Source organism: Serratia marcescens subsp. marcescens ATCC 13880, from assembly GCF_017299535.1.
In the GTDB taxonomy this organism is placed as follows: domain Bacteria; phylum Pseudomonadota; class Gammaproteobacteria; order Enterobacterales; family Enterobacteriaceae; genus Serratia; species Serratia marcescens.
On sequence record NZ_CP071238.1, the window covers coordinates 56630 to 81641 of the forward strand.

The following is a 25012-nucleotide window of genomic DNA, read 5'->3' on the forward strand; positions in this document are numbered from 1 at the left end:
GAATGTGAGTGAAATAAAGATGAACCTGTCGTTGCTGGCGGCGTATTGCGCCGCCATTTTCTTGCTGATCGCCACGCCGGGGCCGGTGGTGGTGATGGTCGCCAACACCGCGGCGCGCTTTGGCGCCCGGCGCGCGCTGTTGACCGCGCTGGGCAGCAACGGGGCCTCCTTGTTGCTGATCGGCATCGCCGCGCTGGTTGTCACCGGGCTGTTCGCGGTGGATATGCGCTTGCTGCAGTGGACAGGCCTGCTGGGTTGCCTGTTTATCGGCCGCATGGCGATCGTCTCGCTGTATGAGGATTTATCCGCGCGTCCCCCCGATGCGCCGCCCGTTACGCCGCCGCAAAAACGCTCGGCGATCCTGAACGGTTTTCTGGTGGGGATCGCCAACCCCAAGGACATCATTTTCTTCGTCGCCTTTTTCCCGCAGTTCATCGCCGTCACCCCCTCGATCGGCGCTAGCCTGACGCTGCTGACCGCGCTGTGGGTGCTGGCGGACTTCGCCATTTTGCTGGCCTATATCACCCTGCTGTCGGGAACGGCGCTGCAGCGCGCGCGACGGGCGATCTCCGTTCTGTCGGCGTTGCTGTTGTTGGCGGTGGCGATGGTGGGAACGGGGTATGCACTGTGGGGGCTGCTCGGCTGAAGCCGCATAAAAAACGCCGGTCGGGAAACCGGACCGGCGTTTTATCGTCGCGTTTACACCGCGCCGTTCGGCTGCGGCGTGGGGTCGCCGTTGCGGCGTTTGCCGAGGAACAGCGCCACCAGCGTCAGCCAGCACAGGCCGCTGATAAGGTTGAACAGGTTGAACAGCCCGCTGCCGCCCCAGACGTAGGCGACCTTGGCCAGCTCGATGCCGACGGTGAACACCATCATGCTCAGCATGCCCATAGTGGCCGACACCGTGCCTTTGCTGACATTGCTGGAGAACAGCGTCAGGCGGTACAGCCCGGCGTTGGCGAGGCCGATGCCGAAAGCGTACAGGCTCAGGCCGGCGGTCATCCACAGGTAGGCGTGGCTGGAGAACTGGGTCGCCAGCGCGGCGATCAGCAGCCCCAGCAGCATCGGGCCCGCGCCCAGCTTGATCAGGCGCTCCACGCTGTTTTTGCCGGTCAGACGCGCCAGCGTCAGGTTACCGAGGATCAGCGCGCCGAACACCGGGATTTGCAGCAGGCCGTAATCCAGCGTCGACAGCGACTCACCGCTGATCAGGATCACCGGCGACTGGGCGATCCAGGCCAGCAGCGGCAGGCTGGCGAAACCGATCGCCAGGGCGCCGCACAGGAAGCGGCGGTTGCCCAGCACCTGGCGGTAGTCGCGCCACAGGTTGGCGGCGGAAAACGCCTCGCCCTGCAGCGTGGCGGTTTCCGGCATGGCTTTCCACAGGCCGTAGAAGGCGATGGCCGCCAGCGCCGCAAACAGCACGAACATGCTTTGCCACGGCGCGACGTGGATCAGCGCCGCGCCGGCCAGCGGCCCCAGCAGCGGGGCGATCAGCGCCACGTTGGCCATCAGGGCGGTGATCTTGATGCACACCGCCTCCTCGAACGACTCCTGGATCGTGGCGTAGCCGACCGCGCCGATAAAGCACAGGCCGATGCCCTGCAGGAAACGCATGGCGATAAACTGCTCGATGGTGGTGACCAGCAGGATCGCCAGGCAGGAGACGATAAAGAACGCCACCCCGGCCAGCATCACCGGACGACGGCCGCGGCGATCCGACAGCGGCCCGAGCAGCCACTGCAGGAAGATGCCGCCGGCCAGATAGGCGGTCATCGAGGTAGGCACCCACTCTTCGCCGGCGTTGAAATCCGCCACGACGGCCAGCATGCCCGGCTGAATCATATCGTTGCCGATATAGGTGGCGAACTCGAACAGCACCAGACAAAGAGGGAATAAAAGCGCCTGTCGGCCCAAACGTGCCGCAGGTGGTAATGTCGTTTTCATATTATTGTACTGATAGTAAAAGAGAAAAAGGAACTGCCAGGGCGGGAAGCGCAAACTGAGCGAGTTGTGGCGGCTATTTTGCCGCCAATTGTTCACCTTCGCAATCATAAGGTGTTGTTTAAGTGCATTCTGATATTTCGCTTTTGGGTTGTCGCCGAACGCCGTGCCCGATAACCTCTTCTTAACATATCAATATGACACAAGATCGGGCGAGCGTTTGAGCGAGAAAATCGGCTGGATAGACAACCTGCGGGCGATGGCGTGCATGATGGTGGTGATGATCCACGCCACCACCTATTACGTCACCAACGGCGCGGCGATAGGGCTGCACAACTGGGATATCGCCAACGTGCTGAACTCGCTGTCGCGCGTGTCGGTGCCGCTGTTCTTTATGATTTCCGGCTACCTGTTCTTCGGCGAAAAGAGCGCCGGCCGGCGGCATTTCACCCGCATCGCCTGCTGCATTCTGTTCTACAGCGCCATCGCGCTGATCTACATCGCGGCCTTCACCAAGATCGGTTTCTGGCCGTCGCTGCGCGGCATGTTGCAAAAGCCGGTGTTCTATCATCTGTGGTTTTTCTATGCCATTGCAGTGATTTACCTGCTGTCGCCGCTGATCAGCGTCAAACCGGTGTCGCGCCGCTACCTGGCCGCCGCGCTGGTGGTGTTGGCGGCGATCGCCAACCCGAATACCGACAAGCTGACCTTCGGCAACGCGCATCTGCTGCCGGTTAACCTGTATATCTACGGCGATACCTTCTACTACCTGCTGTATGCGTTGGCCGGGCGGGCGATTGGCATGATGGAGGCGCGCGGGCGCGCCGTGGGCTGGCTGGCGGCGTTGGGATTTGCGCTGTGCGTGGCGCTGATCGCGCGCGGCACCAAACATCAGCTGTTCATCAACGGCAACTTCGCCGATACCTACTACATCTACAGCGGCCCGCTGGTGTTTATGGCGGCGGTGGCGCTGCTGGTGTGGGTGAAACACTGTCTGCCGCAGCCGATCGGCTGGCTGAGCGCGTTTTCCCGCCATTCGCTGGCGATTTACGGTTTTCACGCCCTGATCGTCAACGTGATGCGCAATCGGCACCTGGATTTCACCGGCCACCCGCTGCTGGATATCTTCTGGGTGTTCGGCGTGGCGCTGGGGCTCAGCCTGCTGCTGTCTGTCGGCCTGCAGCGGCTGGATACCCGCCGGCTGGTGTCATAGCGGCGAGCGCTGGCGCTGCTGGGCGCGGCGCAGCTGCCGCCCGGAGGAAAAACCGGCCGCCAGCGCGGCCTTCTCCAAGCCATATCCTTGCTGCAGGCGCTGTTGCGCCACCGCCAACCGCAGCTGTTCATGATATTCCCGTACGCTGATGCCGACGTGGCTGCGAAACAGCCGCGCCAGATGGCGGCTGCTGACGTGCGCCTTCTCCGCTATCTGCGGCACCGACCAGTCGGCCTCCGGCTCGGCGGCCATCACGTCCTGCGCACGGTGCACCGCCGGGTGCAGGTGGTTGCGGTAACGCAGCCAGGGCGACAGCTGCGGATCGTCGCCGGCGCGGCGGAAATAGACCACCATGTCGCGGGCGACGTCGCGCGCCCGGTCGGAGCCGCAGTGGCGGTGGACCAGGTGCAGCGCCAAATCGATGCCGGTGGTGATGCCCGCGCTGGTGTAGACGCCGCGGTCTTCAACGAAGATGCGGTTCTCTTTCACCTGCGCCGCCGGCGCCTGCCGGCGGATACGCTCGATAACGTCGTGGTGGGTGGTGCACTGATAGCCGTCGAGCAACCCGGCCTGCGCCGCCAGTAGCGCGCCGGAACAGATGCACACCAGGGTGATGCGCTGCCGCTGCAGATCGGGCCGCAGCGTCGCCAGCCAGCGACGCGCCTGCTCGGCCTCTTCCCCGGCGAAATAGCGCTGCGAATCGCCGACCCCCGGCAGCACCAGGATAGCGCCGTCGTCCAGGCGTTCGGGCAACGGCTGCAGGCCGCTCAGCGTCATGCCGATGGAACAGACGATCTGCGGCGCCGGGCTGAGATAACGCAGGCTGAACTGCCCGGCGAGGCGCAGGGTTTCCGCCGGGCCGCTGACGTCCAGCGACAGCACGTTGGGCAACAGCAGAAAATAGACGGCCTGCGGCATGATTACTCCTGTGCGAGTTGCGCCAGCGCCTCATCCACGCTGGCGATGCGGGCGAAACGATCGACCAGTACGGTTTCAGTATGCCGCTTCAACTGCGCGGGGGTAAAGACTTCGCCGTCGGGATGGCGCATCGGGAAGGTCAGCGTCGCCTCGGTGACGAAAGTCACCCGATAACCGAGATCGGACGCCACCCGGGTGGTGGTTTCGCAGCACTGTTCGGTGCGGATGCCGGAGACGATCAGGTGGGTGATGTCCCGCTCGCGCAGCCAGGCGTCGAGGCCGGATTCGGTCAGCGCATTGTGCACATGCTTATGCACGGTGACATCCGCCTGGTGGGTGAGGAACGGCAGGCGCTGCACGTAGCCTGAAGCCAGTGAGAACGGCCCCTGCGGCGAGACGTGCAGCACGTCGACCAGCGCCGCGCCGCGTTGTCGGCAGCCCGCGATCAGGCGGGTCAGAGCCTGTTGAAACGCCGGCAGATCGTCCTCCTGCCAGAATGGACGGTGCTGGAATGATTGCTGGACATCGATGATCAATAACGCGCTCTGTGACATTTTCGGCCCTCCGCCAGTGTGTGTAGCGACCATCTTGCGCCGCGCCTTACTCGGACAGAAGGCCAAAAACGGCCATCATGATGACAACAGCGGACCGACCTTAGGCTTTGCTCACCTGACCGGCCACCAGGCGCCCCCGATGGAAGGTGGCGCTGCGCGTCGGCAGACGGGCGACCGCCTCGGCGGAACAGCTGGCGTTGACCAGCACGAACTCGGCGGCGTCGCCGGCTTTCGGCCAGGCGCGCTGCCCCTTATCGTCCAGCGGCAGCACGCCGCCGGTGGAGATGGCCATGGCGCGCGACAGGTGATACTCGTCGGAGCCGCGGTACAGCTGGGCGTACAGATTGGCCTTCTCCAGGATGTCGCCGGTGCCGAACGGCGACCAGTGGTCGATCACGCTGTCGGTGCCGGTCATCACGAACACCCCTTTCTCGCTGAGCTGCGGCAGCGGCATCATCAGGCCGCCGATCGGCACCGTGGAGGCGATGGTGATCTGCTGCGCCGCCAGCCGGGTGGCGGTTTCCGCCAGTTCGCCCGGCGTCAGCGTGGTCAGGGCGAAAGCGTGGCTGATGGTGACCTTGCCGCGCAGCGCCGGGTTTTTCTCCACGGTGGCGATCATGTAGTTGATGGCGGCGACCCCGGCCGGGCTGGTTTCATGCAGATGGATATCCACGCCTTTGCCGGTATCGAGGGCGATCTGGAACATGGCGTCGAGCGATTTCTCCATCGCGCCGTCGACGTTGGTCGGATCCAGCCCGCCGACGTACTGCACGCCCATCTGCATCGCTTCGCGCATCAGCGCGTCGACTTTGGAGTGCAACAGGCCGTGCTGCGGGAAGGCGACGATTTCACAGCTGAAGTCCGCCCGGTGGTTTTCCAGCGCGCGCTGCAGGTGCTCCAGGCTTTTCAGGCCGCTGACCGGATCGATATTGCAGTGGCTGCGCGCCACGGTGCTGCCTTTGGACTGCAGCAGGGCGATCAGGTTTTCCGCCCGCTGCTGCGAGGTGGGCAGCAGTTTCGGGATCAGCGTCTGCTCCAGCGCGATCATGTCCATGATGGTTTTGCCCTGGCGCGGGCGCGGCGCCTGCCACGGGCCGCTGTAGAAAGTTTTGTCCAGGTGGATGTGCATATCGCGGAACGCCGGCAGCAGCAGCTGGCCCCGCGCCTGATAGCGAGGCACGCCGGCGGGCAACGCGGCGTTGGCGGCATGAATGGCGGCGATCTTGCCGTCTTTGATCTCCAGGGTGTACAGCGCGGTGCGGGTGCCGATCACCGTTTCGCCGTCGTATTCAAAGCCGTCTTCCAGCCGCACCTCACTCAGGCAGTAGTGGCGATCGGTCAGGGTCATCGGCGTTGGCGCACACGGCTCGCCGCCAGGCGAAGCGGCCTGCGCCATGCCGCCTGTCAGGCCGATCACCGCGCAGGCGGTGGTGAGTTTGCCGGTTTGGCTGAGGAAGGCTCTGCGGCCCGGTTGCTGAGGGTTTTCCACGTTCGGTTCCTTAATCCAGAGGTGAGGGGTGAAAACATCCTCCAATTTAGGAGAGGAACCGGCCGGTTGGCAGCGACATTTGCCACTGGTGACTATTCGATTTGGTAATGACCGGCGTGCGCCGGGGCAAGGATTTTCCTGGCTTGCTCTTTCGTAGCTTTAATGGCTACATTTGTAGCCATTAAAGCTACATGAGGTTAGCGTTATGCACGATCCGATGCTCGAGTTGCTGTTCAGCGAATACCGTAGAAAAGTGCTAAGCCTGCTGTTTATTGAAGCCGGGCGTGCGTTTCATGTGCGAGAAATTGCGCGGCGCACCGCAACTCAGGCCGGCACTTTACATAAAGAGTTGAGCAGGTTGGCGGAGAGCGGCATCTTGCTCAGGCAGCGGCAGGGCAACCAAATTTGCTATCAGGCCAACGCCGATTGCCTGATTTTCCCTGAGCTGGCGGCGATTTTCCGCAAGGTTTGCGGGCCGGCGGAGTGCTTAAGGCAGACATTGGCAGCGTTTGGCGAAGCTATTGAACGCGCTTTTATTTTTGGTTCTGTCGCCAGTGGCAAAGCGACGGCGGCCAGTGATATCGATGTTCTGATTGTCGGCAAACTGTCTTTTGCGGAGGTGATTCAGGCGGTTTACCCGCTGCAGGCAACGCTGGGTCGGGAAATTAACCCCAAACTGTACTCGCCAGAAGAGTGGCGAGCGGCTTTGGCCGAGAACTCCGCGTTTATACAGGACATTATGCAGAAACCCCAACTTTGGATTGCGGGAGACAAGGATGACGCTGGACAATCTGGTCGGGCTGGGACTGGAGGTGATAACGCCTGACGCGGGGGCGATTAAAAAATTGCTGGCCGCCGCCGCTCGCAATCGACGCGATGCGGGTATCACTCAGCTCAGCAATGAGAGCCGTTTCGACACGGCATATAAAGCGGTCATGCAAATGGCGAATGCCGCTTTGCAAGCCAAAGGATACCGCACGCTGACCAGCAAACCCGGCCATCACCAGATCATGATCCAATCGTTGCCGCTCACCGTAGGGCTGCCGCGAGAGGAAATGATCTGCCTGGATGCATTGCGAAAACAGCGCAACGTGGCGGATTATTCCGGCGACTTGGTGACGGATGCGGCGGTACAGGCTTGCCTTGAGCAGACAGAAGCGCTGTGGGTACGGATTATCGACTGGCTGCAGCACGAACATCCGCAGATAGTGGCGTAAGCGGTCTCACTTCAACCCGCAAAACACCGTTAGCCGCTGGGCCAGCGCCAGCGTGGCGGCAGGGGCGCCGTCGCGGTAGTAGAGAGCCAGTTCGAAGCTGTCTATCGGCGGCAATCCTTCGGCTCCGCCCAGCACCCGGTGCGTCGGCAAACGGCAGCCGGCCGGCAGCAGGGTGACGCCCAGCCCGGCGGCCGAAGCGGCGGTCAGCGCCGCCAGGCTGGCGCTGCTGTAGCCGATGCGCCAGCGTTTGCCGAGGTTGTCGAGCGCCTGGCACAGCTCGTCGCGGTACAGGCCGTTCAGTGGAAATACCGCCAGCGGCACCGGCGATTGCTCGATGGCCGGGAAGGCCAGGCTGTCCAGCCACAGCAGCGGTTCCGGCCGCGCGGCGCGCGGCGGTTGCCGGCGGCGCTGTTTCACCAGGATCAGATCCAGCTCTTCACGCGCGTAGGCGCTGTGCAGATCGGCGCTCAGGCCGCTGGCGACGTCCAGCCGCAGGTGCGGGTGCTCGCGGCTGAAGTCGGCCAGCAGTTCGGTGGTGGGCACGGCGAAATCCTCCGGCATGCCGATCCGCAGCACGCCGTCGCGCCAGATGCCGGTCAGCGCGTCATGGGCTTCTTCATTCAGCGCGATAATGCGGCGCGCGTAGCTCAACAGCTTGACGCCTTCTTCGGTCAGCAGCACTTGGTGCGAGGAACGCTCAAACAGCGGCTTGCCCAGCATCTCTTCCAGCCGGCGCACCTGCTGGCTGACGGTGGACTGCGACAAAAACACCCGCTCTGCGGCGCGGGTGAAGCTGTTGCTGTCGCACACGGCGACGAAGCTGAGCAGCAGCTGCGGATTGAACATCGGGTAGCGATTCATTTTCCCACTGTTGGCTATTTTATTATTTAATTTCCCAATACTAGCGGCGTTGCCTACAGTAACGCAACGCTGCGGCGATCGCGCTGTGACGCCGCACTCTTCATTTCGCAGTACCAGGAATATGCCGTGTTAAATCATTCTGTTAATTCACCTTCCCCGCGCCGCTGGCTCAACCCTCTGTTGCTGGCGCTGGTGTTGATCGGCCTGAACATGCGGCCGCTGTTGACCTCGATCGGCCCGTTGCTGCCGACGCTGCGCCAGGCCACCGGGCTGAGCTTTGGCGGCGCGGCGCTGCTGACCACGCTGCCGGTGCTGATGATGGGGCTGATGGCGCTGGCGGGCGGCGCCATCAACCGGCTGTTCAGCGAACGCAGCGCCGTGGCGTTGAGCCTGCTGGCGATCGGGCTGGGCGCGCTTTGGCGCGAACTGGCCCCCGGCAGCGTGCAACTGCTGATGAGCGCGGTGCTGGGCGGGCTCGGCATCGGGGTGATCCAGGCGGTGATGCCCGGCATCATCAAGCATCACTTCCTTAAAAGCATGGCGCTGGTGGCCGGGCTGTGGTCGGCGGCGCTGATGGGCGGCGGCGGGCTGGGGGCGGCGATCACCCCGTGGCTGATGAGCGCGGGGCACGACTGGCACAGCGCGCTGGCCTGGTGGGCGTTGCCGGCCCTGGTGGCGCTAGTGGCCTGGTGGCCGGTCAGCCGGGGGCTGTCTCGCCTGGGCGCGGCGGGAGAACACCGCGGCCCAAGCCTGCTGCGCAACCGGCGCGCCTGGCTGCTCGGCGCCTATTTCGGCCTGATCAACGGCGGCTATACCAGCCTGATCGCTTGGCTGCCGCCGTATTACATGCAGCTTGGCTGGCAGCCGCAGGCCAGCGGTTCGCTGCTGGCGCTGATGACCTTCGGCCAGGTATTGGGCGCGTTGCTGCTGCCGGCGCTGGCGCGCAATCATGACCGGCGGCCGCTGCTGTTGCTGGCGCTGATGATGCAACTGATCGGCTTTATCGGCCTGATTTATCTGCCGCAGACGTTGCCGTGGCTGTGGGTGTTGCTTTCCGGGCTGGGGCTGGGCGGCGCGTTCCCGCTGTGCCTGGTGCTGGCGCTCGATCATCTGCACCAGCCGGCGGCGGCCGGGCGGCTGGTGGCCTTCATGCAGGGTGTCGGTTTCCTGCTGGCGGGCGTCACGCCTTACCTTTCCGGCCTGCTGCGCGATTACAGCGGCGGCTTCGTGCTGGACTGGCAGATCCACGCGCTGCTGGTGGTGGTGCTGATCGCCATCACCTGGCGCTTCCACCCGCACAGCTATCGGCGGGCGTTCGCCGAATAATATTTCTGTCATTGCCGCTCCCTATAGTGACGTTGCTTTTACTTCTGGGCGATAACAACGAAAAGGGACAATGACATGCACAACACCAAAACCCGGCTGGCGCTGCTGGTCGGCTGCATGGCGCTGAGCGCCAACCTGTGGGCTGAGGCGCAGCCGGTGCAGGCGACACTGGCGGGGCATGCGCTGCTGCCGGTGAAATCCGCCGTTTCCACACCGAAGGATGCGCCGAGCGATCTGCAGCAGAGCGGTAAGTACACCAGCGGCAAACGCGTCACCGAGCTGGGCAGCGTGGCGGGCAAATCCGCCGATCGCCTGACCGGCATCGGCCTGCCAATCAACGGCCAACCGCTGCAGGGCCACTCCGGCATCAAACACATGCCCGACGGCACCTACTGGGTGCTGACCGACAACGGTTTCGGCAGCAAGGCCAACTCCCCGGACGCCATGCTGTATCTCAACCACTACAAGATCGATTTCAAAGACGGCACGGTCGCGCCGCTGAAGACGGTATTCCTGCACGATCCGGATAAAAAGGTGCCGTTCCACATCATCAACGAGAGTACCGAGAAGCGCTATCTGACCGGCAGCGATTTCGATCCGGAAAGCTTCCAGTTTGCCGATAATGCCTTGTGGATCGGTGAAGAGTTTGGGCCTTACCTGATCAAGGCCGACCTGAACGGCAAGGTGCTGGCGGTGTTCGACACCCAAGTGGACGGCAAGGTGGTGAAATCGCCGGACAACCCGACGCTGACTCTGCCGGGCGCGCCGGACGGCAAACAGAACTTCCAGGTGGCGCGTTCCAAAGGCTTTGAAGGCATGGCCGCCTCGCCGGACGGCAGCAAGCTGTACCCGCTGCTGGAAGGGGCGCTGTGGGACGGCGAGCAGTTCGAGAACGTCGGCGGCAAACGCTACCTGCGGGTGCTGGAGTTCGACGTCAAACAGCAGGCCTGGACCGGCCGCAGCTGGCAGTACGTGCTGGAAGACAACCAGAACGCCATCGGCGATTTCAACATGATCGACGCCACCCACGGGCTGGTGATTGAGCGCGACAACGGCGAAGGCACGCCGGATAAAGCCTGCGCCGCCGGCGCGCCAACCGACAACTGCTTCAGCCAGGTGGCCAAGTTCAAGCGGGTGTATAAAATCGCCTTCTCGGACGCCAACGTCGGTAAACCGGTCGAGAAACTGGGTTATATCGACCTGATGAACATTCAGGATCCGAACAAGCTGGCGCGCAAGCCGCTGAACGACGGCGTGCTGACCTTCCCGTTCTTCACCATCGAGAACGTGGACGTGGTGGATGCCAACCACATCATCGTCGGCAACGACAACAACTTCCCGTTTTCCTCCAGCCGCCAGCCCAATATGGCGGATGACAATGAGTTCATCCTGCTGGACGTGAAGGATTTCCTGAAGTAGCGCTCCCCGGCCGCCGAATCGCCGGCGGCCGCCATTTCCCGCTTAGCGCAGCGAACAAACTGCGCTATAATCAGCGCCTTGCTTCTTCTCTTCTCCAAGGAAGATCCTCGTCCCCGGTGGGGCGGCCGGACTTCAAATCCGGTTGGGGCCGCCAGCGGTCCTGGGCAGGTTCGACTCCTGTGATCTTCCGCCAAAGATTGTCCGGGTAGTTCCTGAAAAGTCCATTAAAATGCATAAAATCAATTTGTTATATGGTTTTATTGTCCGCTGGTGTCCGTGCGTTACCGCCTGAATCCGAGAAAAATGTGTATAATGGTGCGTATAATGTTTTTATACACAGAATCCACTTATACACATGCTCCTAACTGACATACAAATTCGACGTTCCAAGCCGCAGGAAAAGCCCTACACCCTCAACGATGGCCAAGGCCTGTCTCTCCTTATCAACACTGACGGGAGTAAAGGTTGGCGTTTTCGCTATCGCTATGCCGGAAAAGCCAAGCTAATGTCCTTTGGTACCTACCCTTTGGTAACGCTGGCCGACGCGCGAGAAAAGCGCGGAGAGGCCCGTAAGCAAGTTGCTAATGGCATTGACCCTGTAGCCGAGAAAAAGGCGCAAAAGCTCGCTCGGAAGCTTTCTGTTGAGAATTCCTTTGAAGCTATTAGCCGCGAGTGGCACACGAACAAGGCTGACCGGTGGACTCTGGCCTACAGGGAAGAAATCATGCGTACCTTTGAGCAGGATGTGTTTCCGTACATTGGTCAACGTCCGATTGCAGAAATTAAGCCCTTGGAGCTGCTGGAAGTGCTACGGCGCATTGAGAAGCGTGGGGCATTGGAAAAGACCCGTAAGGTACGCCAGCGTTGCGGAGAGGTATTCCGCTACGCCATTATTACCGGTAGGGCAGAATATAACCCAGCCCCAGATCTGGCCAGCGCATTAGCCGTTCCCAAGCAAAAGCATCACCCGTTCCTTTCGGCCGAGGAACTGCCTTATTTTGTTAAGGATTTGGAGGGATATACCGGCAGCATCATCACCAAGAATGCAGCGAAGATCGTTATGCTGACCGGCGTCCGCACGCAAGAAATGCGCTTTGCTACATGGGAGGAAATTGATTTTGAACGGGGTATCTGGGAGATTCCCGCCGAGCGCATGAAAATGCGCCGCCCGCACATTGTACCGCTCTCTACTCAGGCGGTTGAATTGCTTAAACAGCTACAACCGATCACAGGTCACTATCCTTACATTTTCATTGGACGAAACAATCGTAGGAAACCCATAAGCAAAGAAAGCGTGAATCAGGTAATAGAGCTGCTTGGGTATAAGGGGCGAGCTACCGGTCACGGTTTCAGGCATACGATGTCTACTATTTTGCATGAGCAAGGGTTTGACTCTGCCTGGATAGAGATGCAGCTTGCCCACGTGGACAAGAACGGTATTCGCGGTACCTACAACCATGCGCAGTACCTTGAGAAACGCCGTGAGATGCTGCAATGGTACGCCGATTTTATCTCGGGCCTTGCTCGCTAGAAAATGCCGCCAATAAATCGTTAAAACCCCTTGGCGCGCAATGCTACCCCCGCCACGCCTGCCCGCTTTATGTGTCACTTTTCATGCAGGTGCATGAGAGGCCGCAGGCCGCGCCGCTGCTGGCGCGGCAGGGGATAAATAATGCATGTTCTTGTATGCAAAATCATGCACCTTATGCATGCACGCGTTTTTTGACACTCGCTAGCCAGGAAAAAGGCTGTTTTTGGGGAAGGATAGGGCGCGCGTGATGGAAGCGGGCGTGATTATCTCATTATAGCGAGGCCATATATGGGGTCTTACGCCGCCTTTCTTCCCGTCTGCGTTTTTGTTATTTGGCCGCCTCAGATATTGATTGCAAAATCACCTTTGCGGTTCTAGTTCTTCTTTAAACTCTTCACTACTGTTCACTTGGATAAAAAATTAGTTAAATCAATAAATAAAACTGTGATGAGTCATTTCCTCACTCGTCACCCGGTGTTCACTGCTGCTCACTCGGCTAAGAAGGGCCTTTTCTCTGGCTAGCCTGGGGTTGTGCTTGTACGCCTGTTTCTGCCTATTAATAAACGGCTATTCATGGCTCGTTTATTTTTTAGGTTTGCCAAGGTTTGCCAATAAAGGTCAATATTAACCTATATGCCCATTTGGTTGAAAAATAGGCATAAAAGCTGTCCCACCACACAACAACGCCTTGTTGCCACTCCGGTAAATATTCACATAATAGGGCGCTACCGAAGTTCACACAGTCCCGGCCAGCGTTGGCCGGACACCAAGAGGTAGCGTTTTATGTTGACCGTTTCCACCCCCACCCCATCCACCCCGCCGCCGGTTATTCCTGGCAGTTACACCCCGCGCGAGCGCTTTATCCGCCTGCCGGAAGTGCTCTACACCACCGGTCTATCCCGCTCCACCGTGTACGAGATGATGAGCCGCCGGCAGTTCCCGGCCCAGCTCTCCCTCGGCGGTAAAAACGTCGCCTGGCTGGCCTCTGAGGTCGAGCAGTGGATGGACGAACGTATCGCTAACCGTCACCAGGGGGCCGCCGCATGATGCAGCTAACCTTTGGTCGCCAGCATTTCACCCTTGATGAGCGCGACGCGCTGTTTGTGGCGGAAGCTATACTGTTGCAGCGTAAAGAGCCTGGCGTCGTCTTGCCGGAGCACCGCAGTGAAAAACACGGCGTTATTCGTCTGGCGAGTCGCCAGGCTGAGCCGCGCCTGTTTCGCGCCGGGCCGGTGCTGCTGACCTGCGCGGCGGCCGATACTCGCAACGACCAGCTGACCGACTGTTGATCACTATGCGATCGATTAAACGTCCGGGGGCGTCTTACGGCTTGCCTGCCTGTCCGGCCTTGCGCTATAGTCCTCCCGCTGCCGCAAAATCGGCAGCCGGGCGTGAGAACCCGTGTTTAACTATGGCGACACAACACGCGCCACGCGTGTTTTTTTTCGTCGCGGCCTTTGTGCGCTCATTTTTTGTGCGGTGGATGTTATGCTACCGCAGCAGTCAATCAATGGTGGCTCAGGCGGGGCAGCCTTCGGGCTGGCCGGTTTACATAGTTACCGGTTTCTCACCCCCGTCTGGGCTACCACCCTTGCGTGAGAACTTCGGTGGTAGCTGTTATCAGCTAACTATGGAGGCTGCCGTTATGGCTACGACCCTCACCCCAACTCACCCGACATTCTGTTTCCTGTTTGCGGCCGTACGCCGGTCTGCGCTGACGGCTTCACCACGTATGGTGCGCACCGTGGCGGATTCTGAGCACAACGCCCGCCGCGTGCTGGCCCGTGATTACGTGTTGTCCTTTGCCGGTCGTCTGCCGGTTAAGGCGGCAGCATGAACACCCTGGCTGACCGTTATTACCGCGACACCCATTACCCTATCCCGCATGCCGATTTTCTGCGTCTTCAGCATGCGCACGCCACCGGCGTGCTGTTCCTCGACCTGCTGGACACCCTCGACTTGAGTGGGCAGCGCCCCGATGCCACGCAACAGGCATCGTTTGCTTCGGTCATTGCCTTGCTGACCGACCAGCTCGGCCACGTCGTCAACACCTGTGAATCCCAAATTCTTGCCCGCATGGAGGCCACCGCCGCATGAACACTGCATCCTGTTTACCGATTGAAGTCCGCACCGCCGTTTTCCGCCGCGCCGTGGCGCAAGCCTATCTGGACACCTGCGCCTTTTACCGGGTGAGCCTCGGGTACACGCTGGACGAGCTGCAGATGACGATTGCCCTGCGTTTGGAAGGGCACTTTGTGCGTCAGTACGGCGCAGAAGACGGCATGGACATGGCGTGCACGATGTTGAGTGACATGGTGCAGCCGGACGTTCTGGTGGCCGCGCCGCGCCTGACCGCGCTGGGGCAAAAGATGATGGACGAGCTGTGCTGCGACCGCCTGTCGGCATCGCAGAACGCCACCGTACACTGAGGAGAAGAGCATGAGCGCCCACTTCGTTTCCCAGACCGTACGTACCGCCACCGGCCAGTGGCCGGTGATACTCCCGGCCCTCGGCATCGCCTTGCAGCCGAACGGCAAGCCGCAGCCGTGCCCGACCTGCGGCGGCAAAGACCGCTTCCGCTTCGACAACCAGGACGGACGCGGCACCTGGTTCTGTAATCAGTGCGGGGCCGGTGACGGCCTCAACCTGGTGGAAAAAGCCCTGTCACTGTCTGCCCGGGCTGCTGCCGAACAGGTGGCTGCCGTGATGGGGAATAGCGCCAGCGCCTTGCCACCGGCCGCTGAGAGCGGTCATTCACCACAAGACAAGGCCGAGGCCCAGCGCAAAGCCGCGCGACAGGCACAGGCTCTGGTGGCTGCCGCGCAACCTCAGACCGGCAATGCCTACCTGAGCGCCAAGGGCTGGCCGGAGGTGGACACCCTGACCTTGCAGGGCCAGCCGCTGCGCGTCGGCGGTATCACCTTCCGGCCCGGCGACCTCTTGCTGCCACTGCATAACGCCGGAGGCGAGGTGGTCAACGTGCAGTTGATTAACGCCAGCGGGGACAAGCGCATGCTGGCGGGCGGGCAGGTGAAAGCTGCCTGCCACACCCTCTGCGGCCCGGACAACGCGGTTATCTGGCTCACCGAAGGTTATGCCACCGGCCTTACCGTGCACCGCCTGACCGGTGAAACGGTGTGCGTGGCGCTGAGCGCCAACAACCTGGCGGCGGTGGCGGAGCAGCTGCGCAGCCACTACCCGGATGCACGGCTGCTGCTGGCGGCCGATAATGACCGCAGCGGCACCGGGCAGACCCGCGCCGCCGAGGCGGCCACACTCACCGGCGGTATCCCGGCGCTGCCGCCCACGGAAGGCGACTGGAACGACGTTTACTGTCAGCAGGGCGCTGAGGCCACGCGCGCGCAGTTCCAGGCGTTGAGCCAGCCGCCGCAGCCGAGCCCATTTGACACGCTGAGCGATGCCGACCTGAAAGCCATGAGCGCCAGCGAGAAGGCCGAACTGCTGGCTGAGCATTACGGCAACACCCTGGCGGTGCCGCCGGTGGGGGAAGAGCTGTGCCGCTATACACGTGGCGCCTGGCAGGTGCTGCCGCACCGGCAACTGAGCCGGGAGATTGCCGCGCTGTTCCAGAAGGTGCGCGCGCCGTTCTCCGCCGCCGGTATCAACAGCATTTTGGACACCCTCAAGCTGATGGTGCCGCAGATGGGCGAGCCTGCTCGCCGGTTGATTGGTTTTCGTAACGGGGTGTTTGATACCGTCAGCGGCCAGTTCAGCGCTCACCGGCAAGAACACTGGCTGCGCACCGTAAACAGCGTGGACTACACGCCGCCGCGCGCCGGGGAGAACCTGGCCGACCATGCACCGCACTTCTGGCAGTGGCTGACGCGGGCCGCCGGGGGCAACCACGATAAACAGGAGCGTATCCTCGCGGCACTTTTTATGGTGCTGGCCAACCGCTACGACTGGCAGCTGTTCCTCGAAGTGACCGGCCCCGGTGGCAGCGGCAAGAGCGTGATGGCGGCCATCGCCCGGCTGCTGGCCGGGGCTGACAACACCACTTCCGCGACCATCGATAACCTGGAGTCGGCGCGCGAGCGGGCCAGCGTGGTGGGTTACTCGCTGATTATCCTGCCCGACCAGGAAAAATGGAGCGGTGACGGAGCAGGCATCAAGGCTATCACCGGCGGCGATGCGGTCGCCATCGACCCGAAATACCGCGACGCTTACGCCGCCCATATCCCGGCGGTGATTTTGGCGGTCAACAACAACCCGATGCAGTTCAGCGACCGCAGCGGCGGGGTCTCCCGGCGACGAGTGATTATTACCTTCCCGAACGCGATACCGCTGATCGAGCGCGACCCGCAGTTGCTGGACAAAATCACCCAAGAGCTGGCAGTCATCGTGCGCCACCTGATGCAGCGCTTCGCCAACCCGAACGAGGCCCGCACACTGCTCCAGGCGCAGCAAAGCTCGGACGAGGCGCTGACCATCAAACGCCAGGCCGACCCGCTGGTTGACTTCTGCGGTTACCTGACGGTGCTCGGCACCCCGGAAGGCATGATGATAGGCAATGCCAACATCACCCCGCCGAATCCGCGTCGCTACCTGTATCACGCCTACCTGTCGTTTATGGCGGCACGGGGCTATCAGCACGTGATGAACCTGACGGCCTTTGGTCTCGCGGTGCCGCAGACGCTGAGAGAGTATGAGAAAACTCTGCTCAAACGTAAAACCCGGCTGGGGATGCAGACCAATGTGGTATTGAGTGAAGAGTGCGAAGCGGACTGGCTGCCGAAGTGTGGGGCGGTGTGACGATGAGCAGGACGATCGGCCGGGCCGATCAATTGCCCTTTATTGATCTGCCGAATCCATTGGACGCTCAATCATCGCACCGCCTATAGTGACAGTGAAAAATACGCAACAACACCAGGGCATTACCCCGGCCGCAGAGCGGCCGGTATCATAACGACAAGCGCTCCCAAACCGGCTCAGGCCGGTTTTTTATATCCTCGTTTCGCCCCCCTATTGACGCTGTACTGAATCGCAGGGCTGCCCGACAGTCAGTCGGATGAGGGAACGGCGGGAGGCTTAACGACCGCGCCCCGACGCTGCCCCTGCGTCGGCATCACCACCCCCCAGGGGTAGGCCGGCTGCTGTTCTTTCTCATACTGATAAACAATGAGCCGCGCCAGATTGCGATTGTCATAACGGCGGCCGAAATTGAGCGCAATGCTGCTGGGGGCGGCCAAAATCACGTGGATGCGTTCGGCGCCACACGCCGTCAGCATTTTGACCTGTTCGATAAATTGCAGCGCCAGCCGGGTTTGTTTCGACAGCGACCAGTGATTACCGAGCGTTGTGGCGTTCAGCGAGAGATGTGACAGCGGGTAGGTGGGGAAAGTTTGGCGTATGGCGGCAATGTCGGCCTGGTAGGACACCGAGATCGCCAGCACCACATCTTTGGCCGCTGAGGTGACGAGGCTTTCCATCAGGCTAAAATCGGCGCGGTCATCATCGGCATTGTTGTCAATCAGCCGCCAGGCCTCTTGCGCTCGGTCCCAGTCATAGACGCAGACCGGGCCGTTGTCATCGAGAATGGCGCCAATGTAGAAGGTGAACGGAACCGGCAATTGCCCGCCATACACCAGTGTCAGATCCTGATGATCGATACCGTCAATGCGGGTGGCGATATTGCTGGCCAGCGTGCTGATATTGTCGTCAAAGGCCTCTTCCGGGTGACTGATTGCGCCATCCCGCATCCGCTGCGTCATATCGAGGGTTAATGCGTCTATCTTTCCGTTGAAATGACGAGGTACCGTTTTATACAGCGGCGTGGTCGCGACTTTCCGCAGCGCTCTCCCTTCGATAACCACCACCTTTTTGCGCACCGTGATTTTAGCCTCCTGGTAAGCGTCGACCAGCAGCCAGACAAATCCCCCCAGAATGATGAATGCCGCCACGAAATTGATGAAATAGTCCGTGATGACATTCCCCTCGGAGACGGCCAGCGAGAAGCGGGCATCGCCTTTCTCCAGCGTTAACGCCTTCCCCAGCGAGTTGTTCACACTCAGGATCCCGGCGCCAAGCAGCATGATGAGGTATTGGATTTTCCGCTGGCGCGTTTTCCAGTCGACCAGCTTTATCAGAATATATTTTGCCGTTTCCATGTCAGCGTTTTTCCCTTATGTGTGCTTTGATCTTCAAAAACATCTCGGCCTGATACAGCGCGTCATCCAGCGCGTTGTGGCTGCCGTGATTTTTGAGATTAAATTGGGCGTCGATACGGCTGGAGCGGGTGTCTTGCCAGCGGCTGCCGGTGGCCCCCATGTACAGGGCTTTGATATCGAGGGCGGCAAAGCCAAACGGGTTATGGCCGAGATAAACGTGAAAGTAGTAATTGATGAATGACCAGTCGAAAGCCGCATTGAAACCGACGAAAATCGGTTTACTCGTGGCGTCGGTGACCGCGGTGACCCAGTGAGCAAATCGCTGCATGGCCGCTTTCGGATCGATGCCGCGGGTTATTTGGGTCTGCAGATTGAAACCGGTGACGGCCAGCGCTTCAGGATCGTAATGCAGATTCAGCGGCTGCACTTCAATGTAAAAGCGTTCCGCCGGGTTGTCGATGACGCAGGCGCCAATAGAGAGCAGGCTGCACACGCCGGGTATGGGCCCGGCAGTTTCAATATCGACCGAGATAAAGCCTTCATGTTCAACGCTCATTTTTAACCTCGCTGGTGCGTGGGTGCTTGCCGCCGCCTTCCCAGTCGCGGGTGCGCAGCCACTGTTCAAAATAAAACAGCCAGAGCGACGCCCAGGGAATGATCGTGTCGCTGATTTTTAACTGGGCGCGCCATTCGCTGAGCCCATTGTCGGCCTGTGAGCCAGGCAAAAACAGGCACAGCCTGGCGCCGGGAATATGCTTATCGGCGGGATACAGGTGCGGAATAGCCCGCGTACCGGCCAACGCGAAGAGATCCGGTTCTGTCACCACGCAAATCGGTGGGGTGAGCAGGCTATATCGGATCGCGACCTTGTAGCGGCGGCTGAACAGCGAGGGTTGCAGCCATCCTTCCCATAGCAGGGTGCGATCGTGATGGATAATGCGCAGCCGTTCATACGGGCTGCCGGCTTTCAACGCGTGATATTGCTGGGCGAGGGTCAGCGGTTTGCAGTGATGCCTGATAACCACGTTATTCACCGTAGAAGGTGTTTTTAGGCACGCCGGCCTGGGCCGCCGTGCTGGCGAGGCCGGTGGCGATCAGCCCGCCGGTTTTCTTATCAAGTTGCAGGCTGCCTTGTTCTCTGGCCGACTGCATATGCTCCATCAGACGTTGCCTGACGACATCGACCGGCTTTTTGCCGAAGCCGTCTTCGAGGCTCAGGAACAGGTTGTCTTCCCCCACGCTGGCGGCGATGGTGTTAAACGTCGCCTGGGCCGCGGCATGCCACTGGTAAAAGGTTTCACTGCGCTGAGGCCCCTCATCCTGCTCTGAGCGGTTCCACTTCTCGGCGAAGTTTTCCTCCGGCATGTGCGGGTTGCTGACCTGTATTTCTCCCTGTATCGACACAATGAAATCCGGCATCAGTTCCAGCACGTCTAACAGAATATCCAGGTCGTTGTCGTAGGAGCGCCTGTCAGCAATGATGTGGTTGTAGGCATGACAAGCCAGCGTGGTGATGATGACCGAAATCGGGCGGCAGCGCTGCCGGACATCATCCTGCTCGGCGGCCCATTCGTCACGGTGGCGTTTGAGAATTTGTACGATGCGATTAAGCAATTTCTTGTCGGTGCTGTCCGGCAGCGGGAGCAGCGCCTCGGTGCCCACGCGGCTGGCGGAATCCATGACCAGAATGGTGCGCAGGGGCTGCACGCTGGCGCTGCTATCGAACCACTCGGCGTAGCCGCTGGGGTTGGACTCCTTCCAGGCGGTGTGCGCATCTACGACCCACAGCGGCTGGCCCGGATGTTGTGCGCCGGTGTGTTCGCGGCCCGGCGTGATATCCAGATGATAATCTCCGGCATAGTTGATACGGAATCCACGGGGTAAATCGCTTAGTAGATCTTTATAAGTGTTATGCGACTCCAGTCGCCGGCGAATGGCCGATATTACGCCGGTATAATCCGCCTGGGTGGCATGGGGCAGATAACAAATCAGGTCAATATCGTATTGCTCTTCATTTTTGGGCTTAACGGTGGTGTTGAGCCGCACGCTGCCCTGCGGGTAAATAACGGCATCTTGCAATAGCGGATCGTCGCCTTCAGACAGGAAGGTGCCGACCCCGTTATAGGCGCTTTTGATGTTGGCGTATTGGGTTTTGGTGAGATCCAGCGTTTCAATAATTTGCGATAATAAATCGGCGATACGCTGCTTTTTTCCTGCCGGCAGGCTTCTGGCGGTAGCGGAACCGTACATAGTATTTCCTTATGCTATGGGGGCCGCTGTACTGCGGGTGTGAGAACGCCACAGCGGCCAATAATAAAAAGGGGTGAAGCGATGGGCCGCAAGCGGGCCCACACACCGTATCACTCATGAAACTCGGGTGACGTCAGGGGCATTCCGGCAGGCTGAGCAGGTTATTGGGGTGTTCGCCGTCATTTTGCGTTTTGAGGTATTTATTCCCCGCCGCGCTGGTTGAGATAATCACCCAGACGGAATGGCCATTTGCGGTGACCCAAAAGCGCCAGGTGCCCGCCTCGATCCCGGCAATGGCGTCTGCCTGGGGCAGTGACCAGCGGGTGCCATCGGCGTTGACGCCGCCAATAGCCTGAATGCGCTCATGCGCGTTTTGGCGATCGGATTTTCTGATACAGGTAACTTGATGGTCCGACATAACAACTCCTCGGTTAGGGAAATATTTACGCATAGGCGTAAGGGAAAACAGAAATAATGGGCCCGGATAGCCCTTTACATAACCTGGGTTGAAATCACTGCTATAAATGTATAGTCGGCTAATGGTGGTGCATTCAATAGCCAGTCTATTACGGGTGCTGAAGTTTCTAATTATCTGTGGCGTTAATGATGTTTTTTGCCCTCATTAAAGTCAACATCAATAGGATGGTTTTCTTGATTCGTTATCACATAATTTTTATAATTTGAAAAAATAATTATTATAATTCATATTTATTTCAATAATATATTGACGGTGTCTCTACTCTGAATGCGTTTATGTTAGTAATTTAATTTAATTTAATTTAATTTTTATTAATCGCAATGCTGGGTTTTATCTGTCATTGATAGGTTGCGCATCAGCCTGATAACCCTATTAAACTCATGAGGGATATCAGGGCGACTGGGGTTAGGGCTGTTTTTTAGCCTGAGCGGGTGGGTATACCTCCGCTATGCGCAAGGTGTAAATCATGGTGGCGTTGGGGGGGACTTTAGGTGGATAGCCTTTATCTCCGTAAGCCTGCTCGGGGGGAACCACCAGGGTCATCGTACCGTGGTTTTTCAGCAGCGAGATGGCTTCTTTAAACAACGGTGGGAAATCCGCCACCGGCTGCGACAGTGTGGCACCAGTCGCTTCCATATCTTGCACCACGGTGCCGTCGACCAGCGTTTCTTTTACCACCACATCCACCGAGGCGGTAGCGGGGATCTGCGCATCGCCCGCATAGTCGATACGGTACCAAAATCCGGATGATGCCTGGTGAACACGCTGATCTTTCTTGAATTCCCTTAGATAGGCCGCACCTTTTTGCCGTTGGGTTGCGCTGATTTCTTCTCTTGCGGATACCACTTTTTTCTCGGCGGCGGCCAGGGTGTTATTGAGTTCATCATCCGACAACATCCGCTTGCCCGCAAAGGCATCTGCAATGCCGGCCAATAGCATTCCCTTCTCCGCTCTCACTCCCCAACGCTGCCGTTCTTCCTGCATTTGCAGAATTTCCTCTCCCAGTGAAATGCCTGCGGCGTAATCCTCACGCGGTTGTGCGCCTTTGAGCTCATCGGCCGTCACCAGACGGGGACTTCGCGCTTGCAAAGAAGCCATGTTGGCTCGCGTATCTGCCAGTTTCTTAACGGTTTCATCCAGTTCGGTTTGCATCAGTTGACGCTGTGACCGCCATTCAGCTTGCTGTTCCCGCAGCACCACGTCGCGCTTTTCCGCTTCCATCAGCAAATTCTTTTGGTGGTTGGCTGCCGCCGATAAGGCCTGGTTTTCCGACTTAGCTTTTGACAACTGCTGTTGTAATGCCGCTCGATCCTGATACCACTGTTGCCGTATCTGTAAGAGGTTGGCTTTCGCCTGGCGTTCTGTCGGGGTCATGCTCAGCGACTGACGCAAGCTCTGCGCCAATTGTGATAGCGCAGCCCAATCCGGCGTTGCCGTTACGGCGTTTTGCTGCAGACGGGAGAGCTGTAATTTTAGCTGGGCTATTTCCGTGCGCTGTTGCTGGATCTCCTTATCCTTAATTCGCCAGGATTCGCGTTGAGGTGGCGGTTTTTTATCAGTCTTACCTTTCTCGACGCTTTGGGTTGGGCGTTTTTCTGTGCGAGAGCTATCCAGTACGGCAGGGGCTTTTTCAGCCGGGTAGCTTTTTTCGCTGTATTGCTCGGCAAACTGCAGCAAAGCCAGAATATCGGCATTACCCTTGCTTGGCGCCGATGAAGCCGCTGGTAGCATCAGCCCTCCCGCCAGACAGGCCAAAAAACGGTAGGTAAACCGTTTCCAGACGATCATTTTATCGCACCACCGCGTTTCGCCAGTTCGGTAAGTAACGCCTGATTAATCTCGGCGCATTGATAGCTCACCTGATAACGATAGAGGGCATCAACGGTCTCTTGCGTGCGCTCGTTGACCTGGGTACGCACACCGGCGTATTGCGAAGCGCCGGACATCAGGTTGTCGAACACCTGTTTTTTTGCCGGGTAATCCGCCGTTTTCAGTGTCCCCAGTGCGCTTAAATTCTGTTGGCACTGCTTTAAATCCTGGGTTTCACGCTTGACCTTTTCATCCTGCAATGTGCTGGCCGAAGCGGATTTTGTCTGGGGCATTTTGGTGGACTGGCAACTGCTGACCAACAGTACACACATCAATACCGCCGTGATGGATAGGGGTGAATGGCTCATGTTCAAATTCCTTTTCTCGGTTGGTGGCAGGTTAAACCGCCTTGCAGCATCCAATGGAACAGCTCGTTACTTCGTTTAAAATTCAATTTTCTCATCGCCGCTCGTTTGTGCGAGCTGATGGTCTTTTCCTTGATACCCAGGAAGCTGGCTACGCAGGCAGGTGTTTTTCCCTGCTTGAGTTGATGCAACACTTCGCGTTCTCGTTGTGTGAGCGCTAAGTGTTGCAAGTTCTCCGAAGTAGATTGTGTTTTTACCGATGTCTTTTGCAGGGAAAGCATGACGTTTTCCATTAGCTGCAAGAGTAAGCTTACCGATTGGTGTCGATAAAGGATGTTAGATTTATTAACGCTACGGTATAAGTGCTGCAAATGGGTATCTTTTCTGTCAGCGATGGCGACATACACTGGTTTATCGTTGTTCATACAGATTGCGCTGCCAGGCGCAATCAAAGTGCCGCAACGTATTGCCTGAAAAACGATATCTGTCGTTTTTCCGTAGGCGAGATGGGAGGAAAACTCTACTTGCTGGCCTTGGTTTTTTAAGTAAATGGCCAATGCCATCGCTAATCCGGCGGTATAAAATTTGTCATCGTCAATGATGACGATGTTCAGTGTCTTATTCATGATGGCATTTTGCGTGCTTTTCATGTTTTGGGTTGCCTGTGCTCTGAGTATTCATAGTGCCTTGGTCATCAATGTTTTTTTGCATGTCGACGGTCAGCTAGGGAACTAATCGCCACCTGGCTGATGTGGGTAGTAAAAGCGTGTTTTTGGATTGATAAAACTGTGTTGTTTGTGTGGAGGACAGGCTAGCGAATTAACGATGTGATACGCAACTTAATTGTTTTCATTGTTTTTTATTGTGGTTTTATTCTGTTTTTTTATTTTTTTTTAGCGTTTTGTTCTTTCCTTTTTCTGTTATTAATCGGTTGGTGAGGTGGTTAAGTCATGGTGATATTCAGTACGATTAGGGGGGAGGTTTAAGCGCTTGCCAGGCACGCGATTAAACCTTTGTGAGAGTTACTGTTCTGTTATAGCGCAGACAAAAATTGGGTTATCTAATCGCTTGTAGATAACTGAGTTTTCCTTCAGGTGTTTTGTTTCTAGATAGAAGGAAACGCCTGGAACTTCTGGTAATACGTAATGTTGCCAGAGTGTATCGGGCACGTTGTCTTTAGGATTGCGCTTTTCACTCGTGATTACAGCTACACTATAACCGTTTATATCCGCCGGTTTATGTGTGACGAAAATTGTTCTGTATATCGTGTAATTTTCACTTTTGTCTTTAAGGGAGCCTATCACCAGAACTTCACTGTGCTCTTTATGAAGGGTAATGACATTTATATTCGCGTTAAACTTAATCCAGTTGCCATTCTTTGTTGCAATACTCGAATTCACTTGAGTATCGCAGCGGAACGGTTTCCAGCTAAGACTGTTTAGGTAAAAGAAAAACAGCCCCATGCCAATGACGCTAAAAATAGATACCCAGACGATTACTCTATTCATGT

At 58.6% G+C, this 25012-nt stretch carries 27 protein-coding genes, 1 tRNA gene and 1 pseudogene; 15 read left to right on the forward strand and 14 right to left on the reverse strand.

All coding sequences use genetic code 11. The features are described 5' to 3' along the window. The first annotated feature begins 19 nt into the window (after positions 1-19). Positions 20-646, forward strand: a complete 627-nt coding sequence (locus tag J0F90_RS00250) for a LysE family translocator (RefSeq protein ID WP_033639074.1) — start codon at positions 20-22, stop codon at positions 644-646. 53 nt (positions 647-699) lie between these two features. On the opposite strand, the gene J0F90_RS00255 is transcribed toward J0F90_RS00250, so the two are convergent. Then, a complete protein-coding gene (locus tag J0F90_RS00255) occupies positions 700-1947 on the reverse strand; it encodes an MFS transporter (protein ID WP_028127797.1) in 1248 nt (415 codons plus the stop codon). Positions 1948-2164: 217 nt separating this feature from the next. Here J0F90_RS00255 and J0F90_RS00260 point away from each other — a divergent pair, with 217 nt between their 5' ends. Further along, positions 2165-3157, forward strand: coding sequence for an acyltransferase (locus tag J0F90_RS00260; protein ID WP_033639073.1), 993 nt, complete (start codon positions 2165-2167; stop codon positions 3155-3157). Here the strand turns inward: J0F90_RS00260 and J0F90_RS00265 are convergent. The 3 genes from J0F90_RS00265 to J0F90_RS00275 form a co-directional block, all read right to left on the reverse strand. Continuing rightward, positions 3152-4075 carry a GlxA family transcriptional regulator gene (locus J0F90_RS00265; RefSeq protein ID WP_033639072.1) on the reverse strand — a complete coding sequence of 308 codons (924 nt, stop codon included), beginning with the start codon at positions 4073-4075 and terminating at the stop codon, positions 3152-3154. The two genes, J0F90_RS00260 and J0F90_RS00265, sit on opposite strands and share 6 nt — an antisense overlap. 2 nt (positions 4076-4077) lie before the next feature. Further along, positions 4078-4629, reverse strand: coding sequence for a cysteine hydrolase family protein (locus J0F90_RS00270; protein ID WP_033639071.1), 552 nt, complete (start codon positions 4627-4629; stop codon positions 4078-4080). 100 nt (positions 4630-4729) lie between these two features. Beyond that, positions 4730-6118: an amidohydrolase family protein gene (locus J0F90_RS00275; protein WP_033639070.1), complete on the reverse strand. Its 1389-nt coding sequence runs from the start codon at positions 6116-6118 to the stop codon at positions 4730-4732. A 205-nt stretch (positions 6119-6323) separates the two neighbouring features. Here J0F90_RS00275 and J0F90_RS00280 point away from each other — a divergent pair, with 205 nt between their 5' ends. Together J0F90_RS00280 and J0F90_RS00285 are read left to right on the forward strand one after the other, a co-directional pair. Further along, complete coding sequence (locus J0F90_RS00280; RefSeq protein ID WP_016929554.1) at positions 6324-6944, forward strand: nucleotidyltransferase domain-containing protein; 621 nt, start codon at positions 6324-6326, stop codon at positions 6942-6944. Next, entirely contained in the window at positions 6895-7335 is a 441-nt protein-coding gene (locus tag J0F90_RS00285; RefSeq protein ID WP_033639069.1) for a hypothetical protein, read from the forward strand. The genes J0F90_RS00280 and J0F90_RS00285 overlap by 50 nt, the downstream gene beginning before the upstream one ends. Before the next feature lie 6 nt (positions 7336-7341). Here J0F90_RS00285 and J0F90_RS00290 read toward each other — a convergent pair whose 3' ends face one another. Continuing rightward, the gene (locus tag J0F90_RS00290; protein WP_033639068.1) at positions 7342-8196 is read right to left on the reverse strand and encodes a LysR family transcriptional regulator; all 855 of its coding nucleotides are present in this window, start codon (positions 8194-8196) and stop codon (positions 7342-7344) included. Positions 8197-8406: 210 nt separating this feature from the next. Between J0F90_RS00290 and J0F90_RS00295 the strand changes: the two genes are divergently transcribed. From J0F90_RS00295 to J0F90_RS00340, 11 genes and pseudogenes are all read left to right on the forward strand, one after another. Further along, the gene (locus J0F90_RS00295) at positions 8407-9522 is read left to right on the forward strand and encodes a cyanate transporter (RefSeq protein WP_272491506.1); all 1116 of its coding nucleotides are present in this window, start codon (positions 8407-8409) and stop codon (positions 9520-9522) included. A 75-nt stretch (positions 9523-9597) separates the two neighbouring features. Next, positions 9598-10941 (forward strand): esterase-like activity of phytase family protein, encoded by a 1344-nt coding sequence (locus J0F90_RS00300; RefSeq protein WP_033639066.1) that lies wholly within the window; start codon positions 9598-9600, stop codon positions 10939-10941. 98 nt (positions 10942-11039) lie between these two features. Next, positions 11040-11134: transfer RNA gene (locus J0F90_RS00305), tRNA-Sec, on the forward strand. A 162-nt stretch (positions 11135-11296) separates the two neighbouring features. Continuing rightward, positions 11297-12472 (forward strand): tyrosine-type recombinase/integrase, encoded by a 1176-nt coding sequence (locus tag J0F90_RS00310; RefSeq protein WP_033639065.1) that lies wholly within the window; start codon positions 11297-11299, stop codon positions 12470-12472. Positions 12473-13255: 783 nt separating this feature from the next. After that, the gene (locus J0F90_RS00315; RefSeq protein ID WP_016928975.1) at positions 13256-13519 is read left to right on the forward strand and encodes a helix-turn-helix transcriptional regulator; all 264 of its coding nucleotides are present in this window, start codon (positions 13256-13258) and stop codon (positions 13517-13519) included. Beyond that, positions 13516-13761: a hypothetical protein gene (locus J0F90_RS00320; protein ID WP_016928974.1), complete on the forward strand. Its 246-nt coding sequence runs from the start codon at positions 13516-13518 to the stop codon at positions 13759-13761. Before J0F90_RS00315 ends, J0F90_RS00320 begins: the two co-directional genes overlap by 4 nt. A 122-nt stretch (positions 13762-13883) precedes the next feature. Further along, positions 13884-14093: pseudogene (locus tag J0F90_RS24850) on the forward strand (ash family protein); the annotation flags it as partial. Positions 14094-14117: 24 nt separating this feature from the next. After that, positions 14118-14309 (forward strand): host cell division inhibitor Icd-like protein, encoded by a 192-nt coding sequence (locus J0F90_RS24855; protein WP_412103734.1) that lies wholly within the window; start codon positions 14118-14120, stop codon positions 14307-14309. Next, on the forward strand, positions 14306-14569 hold the full coding sequence (locus J0F90_RS00330; RefSeq protein ID WP_033639063.1) for a hypothetical protein: 264 nt from the start codon (positions 14306-14308) through the stop codon (positions 14567-14569). Before J0F90_RS24855 ends, J0F90_RS00330 begins: the two co-directional genes overlap by 4 nt. Next, positions 14566-14901: a DUF5375 family protein gene (locus tag J0F90_RS00335; protein ID WP_033639062.1), complete on the forward strand. Its 336-nt coding sequence runs from the start codon at positions 14566-14568 to the stop codon at positions 14899-14901. Before J0F90_RS00330 ends, J0F90_RS00335 begins: the two co-directional genes overlap by 4 nt. A 10-nt stretch (positions 14902-14911) precedes the next feature. Continuing rightward, positions 14912-17245, forward strand: a complete 2334-nt coding sequence (locus tag J0F90_RS00340) for a primase-helicase zinc-binding domain-containing protein (protein ID WP_033639061.1) — start codon at positions 14912-14914, stop codon at positions 17243-17245. A 248-nt stretch (positions 17246-17493) separates the two neighbouring features. Here the strand turns inward: J0F90_RS00340 and J0F90_RS00345 are convergent, their stop codons facing one another. From J0F90_RS00345 to J0F90_RS00385, 9 genes are all read right to left on the reverse strand, one after another. After that, positions 17494-18600 (reverse strand): SAVED domain-containing protein, encoded by a 1107-nt coding sequence (locus J0F90_RS00345; RefSeq protein WP_015376197.1) that lies wholly within the window; start codon positions 18598-18600, stop codon positions 17494-17496. 1 nt (position 18601) lies between these two features. Beyond that, positions 18602-19156, reverse strand: coding sequence for a 3'-5' exonuclease (locus J0F90_RS00350; RefSeq protein WP_033639060.1), 555 nt, complete (start codon positions 19154-19156; stop codon positions 18602-18604). After that, entirely contained in the window at positions 19146-19625 is a 480-nt protein-coding gene (locus tag J0F90_RS00355) for a type II CBASS E2 protein (protein ID WP_227944641.1), read from the reverse strand. Before J0F90_RS00355 ends, J0F90_RS00350 begins: the two co-directional genes overlap by 11 nt. A gap of 1 nt (position 19626) precedes the next feature. Next, the gene (locus J0F90_RS00360) at positions 19627-20850 is read right to left on the reverse strand and encodes a nucleotidyltransferase domain-containing protein (protein WP_015376200.1); all 1224 of its coding nucleotides are present in this window, start codon (positions 20848-20850) and stop codon (positions 19627-19629) included. A 133-nt stretch (positions 20851-20983) separates the two neighbouring features. Further along, on the reverse strand, positions 20984-21268 hold the full coding sequence (locus J0F90_RS00365; protein ID WP_015376201.1) for a DUF3892 domain-containing protein: 285 nt from the start codon (positions 21266-21268) through the stop codon (positions 20984-20986). Between the two features lie 465 nt (positions 21269-21733). Continuing rightward, positions 21734-23116, reverse strand: a complete 1383-nt coding sequence (locus tag J0F90_RS00370) for an FKBP-type peptidyl-prolyl cis-trans isomerase N-terminal domain-containing protein (RefSeq protein WP_227944642.1) — start codon at positions 23114-23116, stop codon at positions 21734-21736. After that, on the reverse strand, positions 23113-23505 hold the full coding sequence (locus J0F90_RS00375; protein ID WP_015376203.1) for a hypothetical protein: 393 nt from the start codon (positions 23503-23505) through the stop codon (positions 23113-23115). Before J0F90_RS00375 ends, J0F90_RS00370 begins: the two co-directional genes overlap by 4 nt. A gap of 2 nt (positions 23506-23507) precedes the next feature. Continuing rightward, on the reverse strand, positions 23508-24152 hold the full coding sequence (locus tag J0F90_RS00380; RefSeq protein WP_033639058.1) for a helix-turn-helix transcriptional regulator: 645 nt from the start codon (positions 24150-24152) through the stop codon (positions 23508-23510). Positions 24153-24524: 372 nt separating this feature from the next. Continuing rightward, positions 24525-25010, reverse strand: coding sequence for a hypothetical protein (locus tag J0F90_RS00385; RefSeq protein WP_033639057.1), 486 nt, complete (start codon positions 25008-25010; stop codon positions 24525-24527). Positions 25011-25012 lie beyond the last annotated feature (2 nt).